Origin of the sequence: Commensalibacter papalotli (ex Botero et al. 2024) (assembly GCF_947179115.1) — a bacterium.
GTDB lineage: Bacteria > Pseudomonadota > Alphaproteobacteria > Acetobacterales > Acetobacteraceae > Commensalibacter > Commensalibacter papalotli.
In genome coordinates this window covers 268,820-284,319 of the sequence record NZ_CAMXCI010000002.1, presented here as the reverse complement: position 1 = coordinate 284,319, position 15,500 = coordinate 268,820, and the positions used below count along the sequence as shown (strand labels likewise).

The following is a 15,500-nucleotide window of genomic DNA, read 5'->3' as shown; positions in this document are numbered from 1 at the left end:
ATAAGGATGGATCATGAGCAAGAAAATTCCATTTGATCCATCCCTTATACGTTTCTCTGACCATTTTAAAGCATGGTTAGACAGCCTATTTATTGATCATTCAATTTTTAGACTGGTATGGACAAATTTTAACACCGTAATCCCAAATAAAGTATATCGTTGTAACCATCCAACGCCCAGCCGATTACGCAAATTTTCGCAAAAATATCATATAAAAACGATTATTAATCTACGTGGTCAACGAGATTGTGGATCAGATGCTTTATCTCGTAATGCTGCAAAACAACTTGGGATAACACAGCTTGATTTACCATTTGAAAGCCGTGGCGCTCCTCATAAAGATCGTATCTTGAATCTTGCTGCAATTTATCCAACACTCGAATTTCCAATTTTAATTCATTGTAAATCTGGCGCAGATCGTGCAGGTTTGGTCTCAGCTTTAATCATGTTATTTGAGCATAAAACGATAGAAAAGGCTATTAGCCAACTTTCTTGGAAATATGGTCACTTTAAACAAGCCAAAACTGGAATTTTAGATCAGTTTTTTGTTTATTATTTTCAAGAAACCCACGGTAAAAGTAATTTTTTAACTTGGGTTCAACATCATTATCATGAAGATGCTTTAAGAGAACAATTTAAAGCAAAAAAAACTTTTTCTTTTATAACAGATAAAATTCTTCACAGAGAATAACTTGTTTTATTTCTGATGACCCATAACATGAATTAAATGTAAAAGTTTTTGACGCACTTCTGGTTCTTGAATAGCATAATAAGCCTTTAACAAGTTTGTCGTTTCTTTATTATTCATCAAATCGAAAGTATTTTCATTATGACATAAAGACATATCAACTATTGTATCATCTATAATATTTTCTACGTCTTGTGCTGTAGCGGCAGAAGTAGAGTTTGTAGGTAATATTTTTTCTTCTATATAAATAGGGTTTAATAACTCATCAAAGAAAAAATTAATAGGCACTTGTAATATTTGTGCAATATCAAACAGCCTTGAAGCACCTACACGATTACTGCCCTTTTCATATTTTTGAACTTGCTGAAAAGAAAGCCCTAAGGCTAAAGCCAATTTTTCTTGAGAGTATCCTAACAATCTTCTTCTTAAACGAATCCGCCCCCCGACTCTTTTATCAATTGAACTAGAGTCCGTATTATTTTCTTTCGAATGAAGATTCGGAGATTCTTGATTTGTAGTCATAAAAACACTTACTCTCATAGCGAAAAGAATTGTTAAACAAAAAAAAAATTTCATTTGAATAATAACTGAATATTAATAAATTAATAATTAACAGCAATGGAAAATAAATTCAAGTATAGTTAGTTTAATTTGATCTACTTATCTCAAAAATAAAATATACATTAAAAATATTTATTATATTTACTAAAGGTTGAAAAATAAAACTATAAATTGTATTTTATCGGTGCTTACAAATAGATTTTGTAACAGTTAGTTATTTATAATGACTTAATAAATAATAACCATACCTAATAATCATTTTTTGTTTTTGATATTTTATTTCTTTCCAAAAGGACTAATTTAGTCTACCTATCTATGATTATTTTAAAAACTAAGTATTATAGTTTTTCCGTTGTAAATATTTTTTGTAGAATCATTTGTTCAACATATCTTTATATAAATAATAACGCACTCATCTAAATTAATTTTGGAAATATTATGTGGCCACCAATTGATCCACCAAAAAAAATACATTTCTTATCTGTAGCTAATCCAAAAGCGGTACAATACAAAAGAAACTTGATTAAAAAATATGGAAATTCAGATATTAATAATACAGAAGTCATCATTTGCATTGGTGGTGATGGTTTTATGCTTGAAACATTGCATAATTATCTGAATTATCAAATACCTATTTATAGTATTAATTTTGGCTCTGTTGGTTTTTTAACCAATCCCATCGTGACCTTAGAAAAAGATTTGCCACTTATTTTACATGAAGCCCAACCAACCTGTCTGCATCCTTTATCGATGACCGCTTATACGGCAGACGGGAAAACACATACAGCATTAGCCTTTAATGATATTTTCCTTTATCGACAAACGAGGCAGGCTGCAAAAATTCAAATTATAACTAATGATGAAATAAGATTATCTGAGTTAATTTGTGATGGCATTATTGTATCAACTCCAGCCGGGTCAACAGCTTACAACTTATCAGCACATGGCCCTATTGTTCCGCTTAACTCAGGCCTTTTACCATTAACACCTATCTGTCCTTTCCGCCCTCGTCGATGGAGAGGGGCATTATTACCATCTAATACTTCAATTCAATTTTTAACAATTGAAGAACAAAAGCGTCCTATTGCAGCTGTTGCTGACTTTACAGAAATAAGAGATGTTACCAAAGTTTTTGTCAGAGAAAATCGATATATCAAATCTCAGATTTTATTTAATCCAGGACATGAATTATCCGATAGGATTGTAGCAGAACAATTTACTGCTTAATAATTATGCTTGATGCAAATTATCTTTTACAGCAGGGTTAGATTGACGGAAAATATAGCCCTGCCCCCACATGGTTGAAATCAAATCTCCTGCACCAGCATTTTGTAGCTTTTTTCTAAGCTTACAAACAAAAACATCAATAATTTTCATATCTGGCTCGTCTACACCCTCAGGATATAAATAATTTAAAATTGTTATTTTACTAATTAAAACACCACGTCTTAAAATCAACATTTCTAAAATGGCATATTCTTTACCCGTTAGACGAACAATATTACCATTCACGAAAACTTCACGTGTTTCTAAATTGATCTGTAATTGATCAACCTTAATAATACGATCAGCAACAACTTTATCTGAGCGTCTTAAAACAGCCTTACACCGAGCTAATAACTCTTGCGTCGCAAAAGGGATAACAACATAATCATCGACTCCAGCTTGAAATGCTTGCACTTTTAATTCTACGTCTGCTTTTTTAGAGACAACAAGCATAGGCAGTTTATCATTGATTGATCTTAACAACTTAATTGTCGCGAAAAACTGCTTGTCTAAAGCATCTAGCTCAACAATAATCATATCATAATCATAAAACCGAGAGGCTGACAAAATCTGTGGATCATATCCGACACGATCGATAGAAAAACCAGTTGCCTTCAACTCTTGATAGAAATCATGTTCGGAAAAAAATATTTCGCCCATAAGAAGAACATGCATTATATCTACTCCAGATAGTTCTTTATAATTAATTACTACCATAGGTTGAAAATAAATCAATTAAAACTTAATAAAGTTATAATAAATATGAATCTATTATTTATAGAGTATTATTAAGGTTACTTTATAACCTCAATAATACTCGTTAAGAATTAACTTTTTCCAAATATTTTTTTAATAAATTGCCAAATAAATCCTCGTAGATAACCACCTAAAGGACCACTAAGTGCACCTATTAATGCTGTAATAGCCAACGAATTCCGTAATTCTTTTAAATTATGATTACGAACAATTTTTGCCTCAATCTCTGCTTCACCAATTCTTTGTCTGAATGCGCACAAAAATAAAAGCAACATACATACAAGATCAAAAGCAAAAACAATTAAAGATGTTCCCAAAAATCCTGTATGAAGCAAACTCAAACAAAGTGCTGCCACAACGGCATGAATAGAAATCAAAGCAAATAAACCAAAAAGGGCTCCAACCAAACATAAAATAACTTGCTTGCTAATTCTAATTGACTTTTTCTTAAGAAGCATAACCTCAGCATCGACTGCGGCCTTACCGTATTCAGCAATCTTCATGGTTTTTAAAATCACTTTCTAATTAGGATGAAATTAACGAATAACTCTTCCTAATAAATACCCAATGACAATAGATAGAACAATAGCAATTAAAGGCTTTGATTGAACTTTATCAGAAACGTGCTTAATTTGATGATCGGTCATTTCTTTTGTATTGTGAACAACCTGATCAGCTTTATCCGCTGCTTGAACAATTGCTGGTGTTACACGATCATTTAGCAACTCTTCAACTTGATTTTTCAAAGATTTGATTTCTTCTTGTGCATTTTTTTGCAATGCAGCCACTTTTTTCTTATCTTTTTTACTAAAAAACATTGCCGTTTCCTTTATATTGAATACTGAAAATCTCAATTACTTACAACAAAACACTCATTACAATTATCTTACGAACCTAGTATAACTATATTTTAATAATTTATATATAAAAAATGAATGTTTCTTTGTTTTTTTATAAATTAATTTTACATACTAACATAAACAATTTATAGTTTAAAAATTATTTTCACGTAATATTTATAAACTTTACATGTTCTCATCTCGATTTTTGCTTTTATTTTTAGTTTCAATAATATTAACCCCTTCTTTTTGCTTTGGAAATACCAGAGAAAAAAGAGCGAGTTTAGGTGTATTAAATGGTTATCAATTTTATTTTAAAAAATATTCAAACAGATATCATTTCATCACTTGGGATGGTAATATTCAGACACTACAACAAGCACTTTCATTAAATAATAAAATTATAGATCTTTTGCTATTAAACAAAAAAACAGCAGAACAGGCATGTAATCTAGGATTACTAATACCTCTTCATGATGATTTACTATCGTCTAATAATAAACAATGTGATTTTCAAACATTCACTGATCATATTGCTCTTGCATGGGATACACAAAAATTACATTTTAACCCTACTTGGAAAGATTTCTGGAATATCACACAATATCCAGGAAAAAGAGGATTACAAAAAGACGCACTTAGTGCTTTATCCATCGCGCTATTAGCTGATGGGGTCTCTTCTGAGGATGTTATAGAGGTTTTATCGACCCCATCGGGGATTCTACGCGCTTTCAAAAAATTAAATCAGCTTCGTCCTTATATTGTTTGGTGGACAACTCCCAATGAAGCTAATTTTTTATTATATAAAAACCAAGTATTAATGACCAGCGCCTCTGTCCTAAGTATCAATGCGTTTCAACAACAGCACCCATTATCACACTTTCAATTTCAACATCAAAATACCGTTGAAAGTCCCATTGTATTAAGTATTCCTGTTACTATACAGACACATCGAATTAAAATGATTAATGATTTACTAAAAACACATCCTTTACATCCATTTTCCACTTCTAATCCAAAACATCGCATATGGCATACAAGCATTCCACAGGAATCCATCTCCCCTCAACAATCTTCTGTTTCTTTAGATGAAATATTTGATGAGTGGCTTCATTTAACAAAACAATAAGTCAATTAATTAACTAAAAGTGATGAAAATCTCTTGACTGAAAAAGAACAAAGACTTATTCGCATAGTATATTTAGAAAAATGGAATATATATCTGCACCTTTTAAAAAAACAGATATATCGAAACAGTTTTATGATGCTTCTTATGTCTTTTATACATAATCTTATCGCAAGTTTTTTTCAATTATCTTTGCTAGTAAAGGTATGTAGATTATTATCTATTACTTCCTCTATCGTAGTTATCTTCTTTTCTTATGTTACGTTGTCTGTAAACTGTATTCTTACTTTTTTTGAAATAATTCATATTATAAAAAACCATAAAAATACCCTGTTAGTTCCTATGAAATGATCGCAGAATTTGATTTTTTTGGCATTTTTATTGCCCCTTTTATTGTATACGCATTGCTTGCCTTGGTGGTGACAATGATTATACGCTCTATTTTATGGAGAACGGGTTTAATAAAAATGTTTTGGCACCTTGCTTTGTTTGAAGTAGCCTTATATTTTTGTATTCTATGTTTGCTTATTCTTTACGTATAACCCTTTTATTCCTATAAGTTTTGATCCTATATCATGTTTTCTCTTAGCAATATCATCCGTATCAGTTTAACACTTATTGTTGTTATCATTGCCATTATTCTAGGGGTTACCCTTTGGGATACGTATATGATTGCCCCATGGACACGTGACGGACGGGTCAGGGTTTATGTTGTTAAAATCGCCCCCGAAGTTGCTGGGACTGTTGTTCAAGTTCCTGTTAAAGATAACCAATATGTCCGTAAAGGCGAGCCTTTATTTATTATTGATCCTGCACGTTTCAGGATTGCTATTCAGCAAGCACAGGCAAGCTTGGAAAATGCAGAAGCAAACCTAACCTTACAACGTCGTAACGCAATGCGTCGTAAAGGGCTTGAAGGCATCGTATCAACTGAAGAAAAAGAAGATTTTAATACTAAAGTTGCAACCGCGCAGGCCAGCGTTGATAGTGCAAAAGCTTCATTAGACGAAGCTAAATTGAATTTGCAGCGCTCTATTTTGTACTCGCCTGTTAATGGCTATATTACCAACTTGAACTTACGGGTTGGGGATTACGTCAGTACAGGACAATCCTATTTATCAGTTGTCGATGCCGATTCTTTTTGGGTTTATGGATATTTTGAAGAAACCAAGATGTGGGGTATTCACGTAGGTGACGTCGCCCGGATCAAATTAATGGGATATAAACAAATTCTGCCTGGGCATGTAGTCAGTATTGCTCGCGGTATTAATGATGCCAATGCTGATACGGATGCTTTTGGATTGCAAAATGTTAACCCAATCTTTACTTGGGTCAGATTAGCCCAACGTATTCCCGTTAGAATTCATATTGATCATGTTCCTGATACTATGCACTTGTCTGCTGGTATGACTGCAACCGTCAGTATTGGCCCTGAAACCAAAGGGCGCAGAGGTATTTTGGCCTCATGGTTGCAAAATCATTTATAAGGAACAATTTTATGTATAAACAATTTCTTCGTTATACAACGCCAATTGTTCTTTTATGTGGATTAGCAGCATGTACAGTCGGCCCTGATTTTCGTCGAGATCACATGAAGATCCCAGACCAATGGACAGAAAAAGTTTGGAAAAAACCTGCTACCGCGGAACAAATTGCTCAAGCAACCAATGATATGAAACGTTGGTGGGAACAATTTCATGATCCGTTGTTAAACCACCTTGTTGAAGAAGCCATCAATAATAACTATGATCTTAAAACGGCGGGGCAACGTATCTTATCGGCTCAGGCCTTAAGAGATAAAAATGCAGCCAGTTGGTACCCGCAATTAGATGGCTCTGCAGGATATGGCTATCAAACAACTTCCTATACAACATCGCAAACCATTGCACAAAACGGTAATGCGAATAACGCTGCTATCAGACGTTATGGCGCCACTTTCAGTTGGCAGATTGATGCTTTTGGACAAATAAGGCGTATGGTTCAATCTCAAGAAGAAGCTGTTAAAGTTTCTATTGAAGAAAGACGCTCTATTTTATTAACGATGCTTTCTCAATTGGCAAATAATTACGTAACGTTACGCAATATGCAACTTCGCCTTAGAATTGCAGATGAAAATGTTGCTATTGCTCAATATGTTTACAATTTAGCCCAAAAACAATATCTTGAAGGTACTGGTACAACACTAAGCACAGCGCAAGCTCAGGCCGAGTTGGAAGCTCAAAGAGCATCCAGAGAGCCAATTAAAACCAGCATTACACAAATTACACATGCCATTGACGTTCTGATTGGGCAAGTTCCAGGAACAACCGAGGCTTTACTTAAAGAAGAAAAACCTCAGCCTGATCTTCCTCCTTATCCACCCTCTATACCCTCCATTGCCCTTGCCAACCGTCCTGACGTTAGAATGGCAGAGCGGCAATACGCAATGGCTACAGCTAATATTGGTGTTGCGGTTTCTCAACTCTATCCACAATTCTCTATTGATATGAGCGCAATGCCGACGACTTCTTTTACCAGTCAAATGGCTAACATTGCCAGCTTAGTATCAAGCAGCTTTATTAACATGTCCATTCCAGGATTACATGGTGGTCGTTTAAGTGCCCAGGTTAAAGGTGCGCAAGCTGATGCAGAAGCAGCAAGGTTACAATATCGCCAAACCATCCTAAACGCTCTGAAAGAAGTTGAAGATGTCATCGCGGCATGGGGTGATGATTCAGAGCATGTAGAACTGTTGCACAAATCAAAGTTAAGCAGCCAATTAGCTTTAGAGCGCGCTCAAAAACTTTATAAAGCGGGTTTGACAGGATATTTGGACGTTCTTACCTCTCAAAGAACAGCTACCACAGCTGCCAATGCAGAAGCAGTTGCAATTTTAGATCGCTTCCAAGATGCTGTTAACTTATTCACTGCATTAGGTGCAGGATGGCAAGGAGTGGATATCACTAAAACAGAACTGCCGGTTACTTTGGAACAACAAAATATATGGGCAAAGGCTATTAAACAATAACAGCACTGATAACGATTATATTTCGTTATCACGCCCCATAATTGCAATCCGATAACTCGACCAAGCAATTAAAACAATTCCTATAATTGTTAGAATAATTGGAATAGTCAAAGAATAACCATCTACATAAATATGCATTGCTATATACACAAGATCTGTAAAAGTTAAAATAATACCTAGTAGTAATGCAATTAAAGCATGAGATAAGCTTTTTAATAAAAAATAATCTTCCATTTTACCTTTTCTTTCAATCTTCTTAAATAGTATATATGATGTAAATTATAAGAAACAAATACAAAATCTTTATATTTCTCTATAATTTAATAATCGTCTTTAATATTCTATTACGATAGAAATTGTGAATAATGCTGGTAATTTCATTAATAAACGCTTATTACCAACTTTTATCGACCTCACTTACTGGATATGCACAAATGAAATATTTTAAAGGCTCTTTTGTCTTTACATTTATTTGCCTGGGCTTGGCCGCAGTGCTTGGATACAATATGACGGGCACGTTATCAGGTACATTATCAACCGTGTTTATCTGTGCAATCTTAGGTGTCTTAGAAGTCTCATTATCATTTGATAATGCGGTAGTGAATGCTACGGTTTTAAGAGATATGAGCCCATTATGGCAAAGACGTTTTTTAACCTGGGGGATTTTAATTGCTGTATTTGGAATGCGATTATTATTCCCATTGATTATCGTGGGGATTGCAGCACATCTTAATCCAATTTCCGCTTTAAAACTGGCTATTGAACAACCTAGTCAATATGCTCAGATTTTGTCTGGGGCACATATTGGTATTATGGGATTTGGAGGTTCTTTCTTAGGACTAGTCGGATTAAAATTCTTTTTTAACGCAGAGAAAGATGTACATTGGGTTGCATATATCGAGCAATTTTTAACAAAATTTTCAAGAGTCCAATCTATTGAAGTCGTCGTTGTACTTTTGTCTCTATTAGGGGTTGCAAAATTCATCCCCAATGAAGAAGCTCTGACTTTTATCACTGCGGGTATTTTTGGAATTATCGTATTTGTGTTGGTTGAAGCTTTGGGAGTTTTACTTGAAAAAGAAAACACAACAACGACAGTTGCCAAAGCTGGCTTAGGAACATTTATTTATCTTGAAATCCTTGATGCATCCTTTAGCTTTGATGGGGTTATTGGGGCGTTTGCATTGTCTAATAATTTATTTATTATTGTACTGGGTCTCAGTATTGGAGCAATGTTTGTACGATCCTTGACCATTATGTTAGTACAGTTAAATACCTTAACCAAATATCGCTATTTAGAACATGGTGCTTTTTGGGCGATCTTGGCTTTGTCAGGATTAATGTTCGCCAGCGTCTGTAAAGAAATCCCTGAAGTTGTAACGGGCTTAATTGGGGCTGCTTTCATTATCCTTGCTTTGCTCACCTCCATACGCTGGAACAAGTTAAATCCAGACAAGACAAAATAATAACTCTGTAGGCATTGAAAAGGGTTTTAATCAATTATAAATGCAAGCATTGGTATCAAAATCACTTTATTCCAAAAATAGGCCCACTCAATTTATTTATTACTTTTTATTTATTACTTTTTATTTACTACTTTTTGTTTTTTCACAAACATCTGGAGGAAGTGAAAAGTTAGGATTGGTAATAAAATTCTGATCAGTGAGAGAGTTTAAAAACGCGATTAATTCATTTATTTCTTGCTGAGAAAGTTTTGGGACATTTGTTTTGCTTGGGCTGTGACCTATAATGGCCTCTTGTATCGTTGCTATAGAGCCATCGTGAAAATATGGAGCTGTTAATTCAATATTACGTAAAGTTGGAGTGCGAATTTCTGATTTTATGTGATCATTAATCTTATAAAATTTTTGATCTGTAAAAAGGGGTGGCGTATGACAATTTGTACATTGTCCTTTACCAAAAAAGATTGTTTCACCCTGTTGCATTTCAAAGGAGAATCCTTTTTTTGTATCCCAAATACTCTGATTTGTAATTAAAGTTCGCTCAAAATCACTAATGGCCTGTATAATGTGATCTATGGTAACCTTGTTTTTACTATCCCCTTGAGCATCAGGAAAAGTCTTATTAAACAACTCAACATAACAAGGATTAGCAGCAATACGCCGTTCAATTTCTTTTTCTTGTTGATTCATTCCCATTTCAACAGGAATAGTTCCTGTAATTGGAATAACAGCATGTTGTTCAAGAGTTCTTACATTTTGATTTTCCCACGTAAGATGGTTGAACTCACCTATATTTCCCAATGTAGGAACATTGAAAATCCCCTCATCATTATTCACTCCGGGATGTGTTTTATTTCCATCAGTGAAGGCGTGTTTTTGCCTGTGACAGGTGCCACATGACATGCTGCCATCCTTAGACAAATCACCATCATAAAACAGATAACGCCCCAGCTTTATTTTTTCTTGATCAGCAGGAACCTGTGCTGAATGAATCTCTGTTTTTCTTGGTTGTGCATAAAGCAAAGCGCCTGTGCTTGTGCCTATGATACAAAAAGTTGCGAATATTATTTTGAGGTTCATTGTAACAAAGCTAGCTTTTTTAATGGTTATTGAGTGACTGGGATAATCATGAATTTAATAGTCTCTTTACCATTGGCTGTTAATTCAATCACATAACGGCCAGGAGTAAGAGGAAAATCTAATACTTTTTCCATTCCCCAACATTTTTCACCATGCTGATGTTTACTAGAGTCTATAATTTTACCATTTTGAACAATTTCTACCCAAGGACGACCATTAGTAATAATGCGATAGGTTGATTTCTTAGTAATATCGAATTTTAAAGTTCCCGCAAAACTCACACTTCCTCCACGCTCTTGTGGTGAAACAGGAAATTCTACTGAACGTGCAGGAAACAAAGAGGCTTCAACAGTTTGTGAAATAGGAACAGGATTTGCTTGTTTTAAATTTGCAATCGTTTGAGAGGTTTTTACTATAAGAGGTTTATTCCATGATGCCAAATTTCCAGTAAGTGGCGTACAAGAATGATCTTCATGAGCATATACAGTTGCAGAACCTATAGCTAAATAAGTTGTGAATGAAACAAGTAAAAATAGATAATGACGGTATGACATAAAAAACCCTTCAATATTTTTATATAAAACGATTTTACAAAAAATATGAATATAGGAAATACCCCTTTTGGACTAATCCTTTTGGTGTATTGACTGAAACCATATACATAATATTCATTACATCTCAGAGTATGCACCAACGAATTATTTGAACGTAGAATTATTATGAATAATACTTTTAGATTTTTTTGTATTTCGACATGTTCATTATTTTTAATTGCATCCTCTAATGCAATCGCAGAAGAAACTACAAGATCTAAAGATACAGATTCTGTATCAACAAAAGAAAAGAATAAAAAATTAATTCCCTCGAATGATCAGTACAAAAATATTTCTGATGTGAAGACAGATTCCCCACAACCATCTTCTGAGGAAATAACAGTCTATGGAAAACAGAATAAAACACTCATTGGTAACTCTGTTGTAACACAAAAGGCTATGGATAAGCTGAACTTAAACACATTAGATGAAGCTGTTAATATTTTGCCTGGTGTCAATATAGGATCAACAGGAAACTCACGTAATGAACGTACAATTTATGTACGTGGTTTCAGTCGTTTGCAGGTCCCTTTGCTACTTGATGGAATTAGGATTTATTTACCTTATGATAATCGACTAGATTTTGGTCGTTTCGTAACCCCTGATATTAGTGAAATTCAAATTAGCAAAGGATATGCCTCAGTCATTGATGGACCAGATGGCATGGGCGGATTAATCAACCTCGTTACCCGTAAGCCAAAAAAAGAAATTGATGCCGAAGTTCGAAGCAACGTCAATCTTGGCCATAACGCTGAATATGGTGGATATAATGTTTTTGGCTTTATCGGTACTCGTCAGGAAAAATGGTATACTCAATTCAGCTTTGATGAGAATAATATTGATCATACAGATGTATCATCTAAATATACCCCAACTGCCTCACAAGGCAAAGGTAGGCGATTACTGTCTGATTCTTTGGATTGGAGAATTAATACAAAAATTGGTATTACCCCCAATGATACCGATGAGTATGTATTAAGTTATACTAGGCAAGAAGGACAAAAAAACGCTCCATTAAACACGATCGACCCGCCGTCATATCAAAAGGTTTGGTCATGGCCAACCTGGAATATCGATTCATTATCAATTATGACGAATACAAAATTAAAAGATAATTTAACTCTTAAATTCCGCCTTTATCGAAATACATTTGACAATCTTTTACGTAGTTTTGATAATATTTCTCAGACTACTCAAAATATGAAAAAATCATTTAACAGCTATTACTACGATGTAGGATATGGTGGGGACACACGTTTAACATGGGATATCAGCCAGCGAGATTCACTTAATTTTGCATTTTATGGCCGTCTGGATCAACATAACGAACATACTCAAAATTTTCCTGGGGGATATAATCAACCAAACCAAAAATCAATCGAAGAAAGTTATAGTACTGCCCTTGAAAATACGTTCTATATTCTACCAGAGTTAAAATTAACTACAGGAGGCAGTTACGATTGGCGAAAGTTAGATCAAGCGGAGGGTTTCTCCTCAGATACAAAAAATATTATTTCTTATCCAACCAAAAACAAAGGCGCTTTGAACGGTCAGGCAAGATTAGCATGGCAAATAAATACCAAAACTAGTTCTTATATCAGTTTTTCCGATAGGGTAAGATTTCCCTCTTTGTTTGAGCGATTCAGCACGCGTTTTGGTGGCGCAGTTTCCAACCCAGCATTAAAGCCAGAACGAGCCAAAAATTATGAAATTGGAATAAGTCATAATTTCAATCGAGTTAACATTACAGCAGCTTTATTTTATTCTCAATTAACCAATGCAATTGTTGCTTTTCCGATGCTGTACGAAGGTGTTTCAGTCAACCAAAACCGTAATGTAGGACACGGAGATTATTATGGGTTCGAGATTTCTACCGAAATTGAAATTTTAAAGAATTTATCAGTGGGTGGTAACTATACCTATATTCATCGCAACTTGAATGATCCCAATATTCAAAATTATCACCCTACTGATGTGCCAAAACATAAAGCCTTTGTTTATGCGACATGGAAACCCATTAAGAAATTACAATTTTTACCCACGTTGGATATCGCCTCAAATCGTTGGACTACTGATAGCACAGGGATAGATTACTTTAAAACAGGTCATTATGTGAATCTATCCATGAATGCTCTCTATCAAGTCACAGATCAACTAGAGCTTGGGGTTGGTGCTAAAAACTTGCTTGATCAAAACTATCAACTCGCCGCAGGATACCCAGAGCAAGGACGGAATTTCTATGTTAAATTGAGATTTGTATATTAGGTGCAGCGTTCTAATTTAAAAATTAAACTCTCCACTTTTTCCCCCTTGCTTTTTAACTAAATGAATATCTTGAATGATCATTTTTTTATCTACTGCTTTTAACATATCATAAATTGTTAATAACCCTGCAGACGCTCCTGTTAAAGCTTCCATTTCAACACCTGTTTTACCAACCGTTTCAGCAGTGACCTCAATGGTGACGCTTGAGTTGATTTCATCTTTGTAAAACTCAACATGCACATGACTTAAAGACAAAGGATGACATAAAGGAATAATAGTGGCAGTCATCTTTGTCCCCTGAATTGCTGCAATACGAGCAATCCCCAATACATCTCCTTTATGGCTGGCATTGAATTCTAATAATTGAAATGCCTCTGCACACATTATAATTGTACCAGTAGCAATCGCTGTACGTTTTGTTGCTTCTTTATTCGCAATATCGACCATATGCGCTTGCCCTGAAGCATCAAAATGAGATAACTTAGTCATGTGTTTTTCCTATTATAATTTGCTTTAACCATCATAAACATATGATACGAAGGAAACCATGATTAAAATTCGTTATTTTGGATTTTTAAAAGAAATTTTAAACCTTGAAGAAGAACAAATAGAATGGCCACAGGGCGATTCACAAGCTTTATTAACCTATTTAAGATCCCGCAGCGATTTTTGGGCAGAAAGCCTTTCTGAACAAAATATTTTCCGCTTGGCCATTAATCAAAAAATTATTTATCAGACTTCCCCCATTTCTTCAGGAGATGAAGTCGCTATCCTCCCTCCCGTTACAGGAGGATAAAAATGTTTTGGATAAAAATCCAAGAGTCCCCTTTTGATGCAGAAATTCCAGTTCTAGATCAACAAATCCAAATTAATAATTGTGGCGCAATCGTCAGTTTTAAAGGCATTGTCCGTGGGTATGATGAACAAGAACCATTAAGCCACCTTTATTTGGAACATTTTCCTGGAGTTACCGAACAGGAAATTGAACGTATTTTACAACAAGCAAAAGAATATTGGGCAATAGAAAGTGCAATTGTAATCCACCGTGTTGGCAGACTAAACATAGGGGAAAGCATTGTGCTGGTTATGGTTGCGGCTTCTCATCGTAAAGCGGCCTTTGAAGCATCTCAATTTATTATGGATTATTTAAAAACAGAAGCACCATTCTGGAAAAAGGAATTTTTTCAAAATGAAACATCTCGTTGGGTTAAAGCCAAAGAGTCAGACATAGAACAAAAAAAACGCTGGCAACTTCCGTCATGAAACCAAAACTTGTTATTACAGGCATTATCCTAGCAGGCGGTGAGGGACAACGTATGGGAAGGAAAAATAAAGGGCTCATTCCTTTCAATAACTTACCTCTTATTCACTATGTTATTCAACAATTACGCCCTCAACTAGATCACATCATCATCAGTGCTAATGAGGACATTTCAACATATCAAAACTTTGGGTTTCCTGTTATTTCGGATCAAACTGAATGGCAAAACAAAGGACCTCTTGCTGGTATTCTCAGCACCACTCCTTTTATTCCCCAAGATACTGATGCCATTCTAACTGTACCTTGTGATACCCCTTTCCTACCCATTCATCTAGTATCTACATTAACAAATGCTTTATATAATCAAGCAGAACATGAGATCGCGTATGCTGCAACACCATCCCAGATTCATCCCAGCATCTTTCTATATAAGCCAACAATTAACAATCAATTAGCAGAGCATATAAGGCAACAACACTATAGTTTGAAATCTTGGATTTTTAAACATAATGCAATTAAAACTGTTTTTGAAGATGAGCATGCATTTACAAATATGAATGACATGAAAACACTTCACCAAAACCAATAGGAACCT

General features: G+C 34.6%; 19 protein-coding genes. 11 read left to right on the top strand and 8 right to left on the bottom strand.

What is annotated here, in order from left to right; all coding sequences use genetic code 11:
* Nucleotides 1-13 precede the first annotated feature (13 nt).
* Nucleotides 14-691: a fused DSP-PTPase phosphatase/NAD kinase-like protein gene (locus QMN76_RS06565; RefSeq protein ID WP_282023978.1), complete on the top strand. Its 678-nt coding sequence runs from the start codon at nucleotides 14-16 to the stop codon at nucleotides 689-691.
* A 6-nt stretch (nucleotides 692-697) separates the two neighbouring features.
* Here QMN76_RS06565 and QMN76_RS06560 read toward each other — a convergent pair whose 3' ends face one another.
* A complete protein-coding gene (locus QMN76_RS06560) occupies nucleotides 698-1,210 on the bottom strand; it encodes a helix-turn-helix domain-containing protein (RefSeq protein ID WP_051462008.1) in 513 nt (170 codons plus the stop codon).
* Between the two features lie 477 nt (nucleotides 1,211-1,687).
* Between QMN76_RS06560 and QMN76_RS06555 the strand changes: the two genes are divergently transcribed.
* The gene (locus QMN76_RS06555; RefSeq protein ID WP_034339435.1) at nucleotides 1,688-2,476 is read left to right on the top strand and encodes an NAD kinase; all 789 of its coding nucleotides are present in this window, start codon (nucleotides 1,688-1,690) and stop codon (nucleotides 2,474-2,476) included.
* 3 nt (nucleotides 2,477-2,479) lie between these two features.
* Here the strand turns inward: QMN76_RS06555 and QMN76_RS06550 are convergent, their stop codons facing one another.
* The 3 genes from QMN76_RS06550 to QMN76_RS06540 form a co-directional block, all read right to left on the bottom strand.
* Complete coding sequence (locus QMN76_RS06550; RefSeq protein ID WP_282023982.1) at nucleotides 2,480-3,190, bottom strand: response regulator transcription factor; 711 nt, start codon at nucleotides 3,188-3,190, stop codon at nucleotides 2,480-2,482.
* A gap of 152 nt (nucleotides 3,191-3,342) precedes the next feature.
* Entirely contained in the window at nucleotides 3,343-3,774 is a 432-nt protein-coding gene (locus QMN76_RS06545) for a hypothetical protein (protein ID WP_034339440.1), read from the bottom strand.
* Between the two features lie 33 nt (nucleotides 3,775-3,807).
* Nucleotides 3,808-4,089, bottom strand: a complete 282-nt coding sequence (locus QMN76_RS06540) for a hypothetical protein (RefSeq protein ID WP_051462009.1) — start codon at nucleotides 4,087-4,089, stop codon at nucleotides 3,808-3,810.
* A gap of 211 nt (nucleotides 4,090-4,300) precedes the next feature.
* Here QMN76_RS06540 and QMN76_RS06535 point away from each other — a divergent pair, with 211 nt between their 5' ends.
* The 4 genes from QMN76_RS06535 (at nucleotide 4,301) to QMN76_RS06520 (ending at nucleotide 8,243) form a co-directional block, all read left to right on the top strand.
* Complete coding sequence (locus QMN76_RS06535; RefSeq protein ID WP_282023986.1) at nucleotides 4,301-5,239, top strand: extracellular solute-binding protein; 939 nt, start codon at nucleotides 4,301-4,303, stop codon at nucleotides 5,237-5,239.
* Between the two features lie 344 nt (nucleotides 5,240-5,583).
* Entirely contained in the window at nucleotides 5,584-5,778 is a 195-nt protein-coding gene (locus QMN76_RS06530) for a DUF1656 domain-containing protein (RefSeq protein WP_034339443.1), read from the top strand.
* 33 nt (nucleotides 5,779-5,811) lie between these two features.
* On the top strand, nucleotides 5,812-6,723 hold the full coding sequence (locus tag QMN76_RS06525) for an efflux RND transporter periplasmic adaptor subunit (protein WP_034339445.1): 912 nt from the start codon (nucleotides 5,812-5,814) through the stop codon (nucleotides 6,721-6,723).
* Nucleotides 6,724-6,734: 11 nt separating this feature from the next.
* Nucleotides 6,735-8,243, top strand: coding sequence for an efflux transporter outer membrane subunit (locus QMN76_RS06520; protein WP_282023988.1), 1,509 nt, complete (start codon nucleotides 6,735-6,737; stop codon nucleotides 8,241-8,243).
* A gap of 15 nt (nucleotides 8,244-8,258) precedes the next feature.
* Here the strand turns inward: QMN76_RS06520 and QMN76_RS06515 are convergent, their stop codons facing one another.
* Nucleotides 8,259-8,477: a hypothetical protein gene (locus QMN76_RS06515; protein ID WP_034339447.1), complete on the bottom strand. Its 219-nt coding sequence runs from the start codon at nucleotides 8,475-8,477 to the stop codon at nucleotides 8,259-8,261.
* A 200-nt stretch (nucleotides 8,478-8,677) separates the two neighbouring features.
* On the opposite strand from QMN76_RS06515, the gene QMN76_RS06510 reads away from it, so the two are divergent.
* Nucleotides 8,678-9,709 (top strand): DUF475 domain-containing protein, encoded by a 1,032-nt coding sequence (locus QMN76_RS06510; RefSeq protein ID WP_034339450.1) that lies wholly within the window; start codon nucleotides 8,678-8,680, stop codon nucleotides 9,707-9,709.
* A gap of 120 nt (nucleotides 9,710-9,829) precedes the next feature.
* Here the strand turns inward: QMN76_RS06510 and QMN76_RS06505 are convergent, their stop codons facing one another.
* A complete protein-coding gene (locus QMN76_RS06505; RefSeq protein WP_282023992.1) occupies nucleotides 9,830-10,786 on the bottom strand; it encodes a cytochrome-c peroxidase in 957 nt (318 codons plus the stop codon).
* Nucleotides 10,787-10,812: 26 nt separating this feature from the next.
* Nucleotides 10,813-11,340 (bottom strand): hypothetical protein, encoded by a 528-nt coding sequence (locus QMN76_RS06500; RefSeq protein ID WP_051462012.1) that lies wholly within the window; start codon nucleotides 11,338-11,340, stop codon nucleotides 10,813-10,815.
* Between the two features lie 165 nt (nucleotides 11,341-11,505).
* Between QMN76_RS06500 and QMN76_RS06495 the strand changes: the two genes are divergently transcribed.
* Nucleotides 11,506-13,644: a TonB-dependent receptor plug domain-containing protein gene (locus tag QMN76_RS06495; protein ID WP_282023994.1), complete on the top strand. Its 2,139-nt coding sequence runs from the start codon at nucleotides 11,506-11,508 to the stop codon at nucleotides 13,642-13,644.
* Nucleotides 13,645-13,659: 15 nt separating this feature from the next.
* Here the strand turns inward: QMN76_RS06495 and moaC are convergent, their stop codons facing one another.
* Entirely contained in the window at nucleotides 13,660-14,133 is a 474-nt protein-coding gene (gene moaC / locus QMN76_RS06490) for a cyclic pyranopterin monophosphate synthase MoaC (RefSeq protein WP_034339453.1), read from the bottom strand.
* Nucleotides 14,134-14,191: 58 nt separating this feature from the next.
* Here moaC and QMN76_RS06485 point away from each other — a divergent pair, with 58 nt between their 5' ends.
* From QMN76_RS06485 to mobA, 3 genes are read left to right on the top strand one after another with little or no spacing between them, the layout of a single operon-like run.
* Nucleotides 14,192-14,440 carry a MoaD/ThiS family protein gene (locus tag QMN76_RS06485; protein WP_034339456.1) on the top strand — a complete coding sequence of 83 codons (249 nt, stop codon included), beginning with the start codon at nucleotides 14,192-14,194 and terminating at the stop codon, nucleotides 14,438-14,440.
* A gap of 2 nt (nucleotides 14,441-14,442) precedes the next feature.
* Nucleotides 14,443-14,907, top strand: coding sequence for a molybdenum cofactor biosynthesis protein MoaE (locus tag QMN76_RS06480; protein WP_282023997.1), 465 nt, complete (start codon nucleotides 14,443-14,445; stop codon nucleotides 14,905-14,907).
* Nucleotides 14,904-15,494, top strand: a complete 591-nt coding sequence (gene mobA / locus QMN76_RS06475; protein ID WP_282023999.1) for a molybdenum cofactor guanylyltransferase MobA — start codon at nucleotides 14,904-14,906, stop codon at nucleotides 15,492-15,494. The genes QMN76_RS06480 and mobA overlap by 4 nt, the downstream gene beginning before the upstream one ends.
* Nucleotides 15,495-15,500 lie beyond the last annotated feature (6 nt).

Coding starts and splice junctions, on each gene's coding strand:
- QMN76_RS06565 (WP_282023978.1), top strand. CDS start 14: ATGAGCAAGAAAATTCCATTTGATCCATCCCTTATACGTTTCTCTGAC.
- QMN76_RS06500 (WP_051462012.1), bottom strand. CDS start 11,340: ATGTCATACCGTCATTATCTATTTTTACTTGTTTCATTCACAACTTAT.
- QMN76_RS06530 (WP_034339443.1), top strand. CDS start 5,584: ATGATCGCAGAATTTGATTTTTTTGGCATTTTTATTGCCCCTTTTATT.
- QMN76_RS06495 (WP_282023994.1), top strand. CDS start 11,506: ATGAATAATACTTTTAGATTTTTTTGTATTTCGACATGTTCATTATTT.
- QMN76_RS06480 (WP_282023997.1), top strand. CDS start 14,443: ATGTTTTGGATAAAAATCCAAGAGTCCCCTTTTGATGCAGAAATTCCA.
- QMN76_RS06560 (WP_051462008.1), bottom strand. CDS start 1,210: ATGACTACAAATCAAGAATCTCCGAATCTTCATTCGAAAGAAAATAAT.
- QMN76_RS06510 (WP_034339450.1), top strand. CDS start 8,678: ATGAAATATTTTAAAGGCTCTTTTGTCTTTACATTTATTTGCCTGGGC.
- QMN76_RS06555 (WP_034339435.1), top strand. CDS start 1,688: ATGTGGCCACCAATTGATCCACCAAAAAAAATACATTTCTTATCTGTA.
- mobA (WP_282023999.1), top strand. CDS start 14,904: ATGAAACCAAAACTTGTTATTACAGGCATTATCCTAGCAGGCGGTGAG.
- QMN76_RS06485 (WP_034339456.1), top strand. CDS start 14,192: ATGATTAAAATTCGTTATTTTGGATTTTTAAAAGAAATTTTAAACCTT.
- QMN76_RS06520 (WP_282023988.1), top strand. CDS start 6,735: ATGTATAAACAATTTCTTCGTTATACAACGCCAATTGTTCTTTTATGT.
- QMN76_RS06550 (WP_282023982.1), bottom strand. CDS start 3,190: ATGCATGTTCTTCTTATGGGCGAAATATTTTTTTCCGAACATGATTTC.
- moaC (WP_034339453.1), bottom strand. CDS start 14,133: ATGACTAAGTTATCTCATTTTGATGCTTCAGGGCAAGCGCATATGGTC.
- QMN76_RS06505 (WP_282023992.1), bottom strand. CDS start 10,786: ATGAACCTCAAAATAATATTCGCAACTTTTTGTATCATAGGCACAAGC.
- QMN76_RS06545 (WP_034339440.1), bottom strand. CDS start 3,774: ATGAAGATTGCTGAATACGGTAAGGCCGCAGTCGATGCTGAGGTTATG.
- QMN76_RS06540 (WP_051462009.1), bottom strand. CDS start 4,089: ATGTTTTTTAGTAAAAAAGATAAGAAAAAAGTGGCTGCATTGCAAAAA.
- QMN76_RS06525 (WP_034339445.1), top strand. CDS start 5,812: ATGTTTTCTCTTAGCAATATCATCCGTATCAGTTTAACACTTATTGTT.
- QMN76_RS06515 (WP_034339447.1), bottom strand. CDS start 8,477: ATGGAAGATTATTTTTTATTAAAAAGCTTATCTCATGCTTTAATTGCA.
- QMN76_RS06535 (WP_282023986.1), top strand. CDS start 4,301: ATGTTCTCATCTCGATTTTTGCTTTTATTTTTAGTTTCAATAATATTA.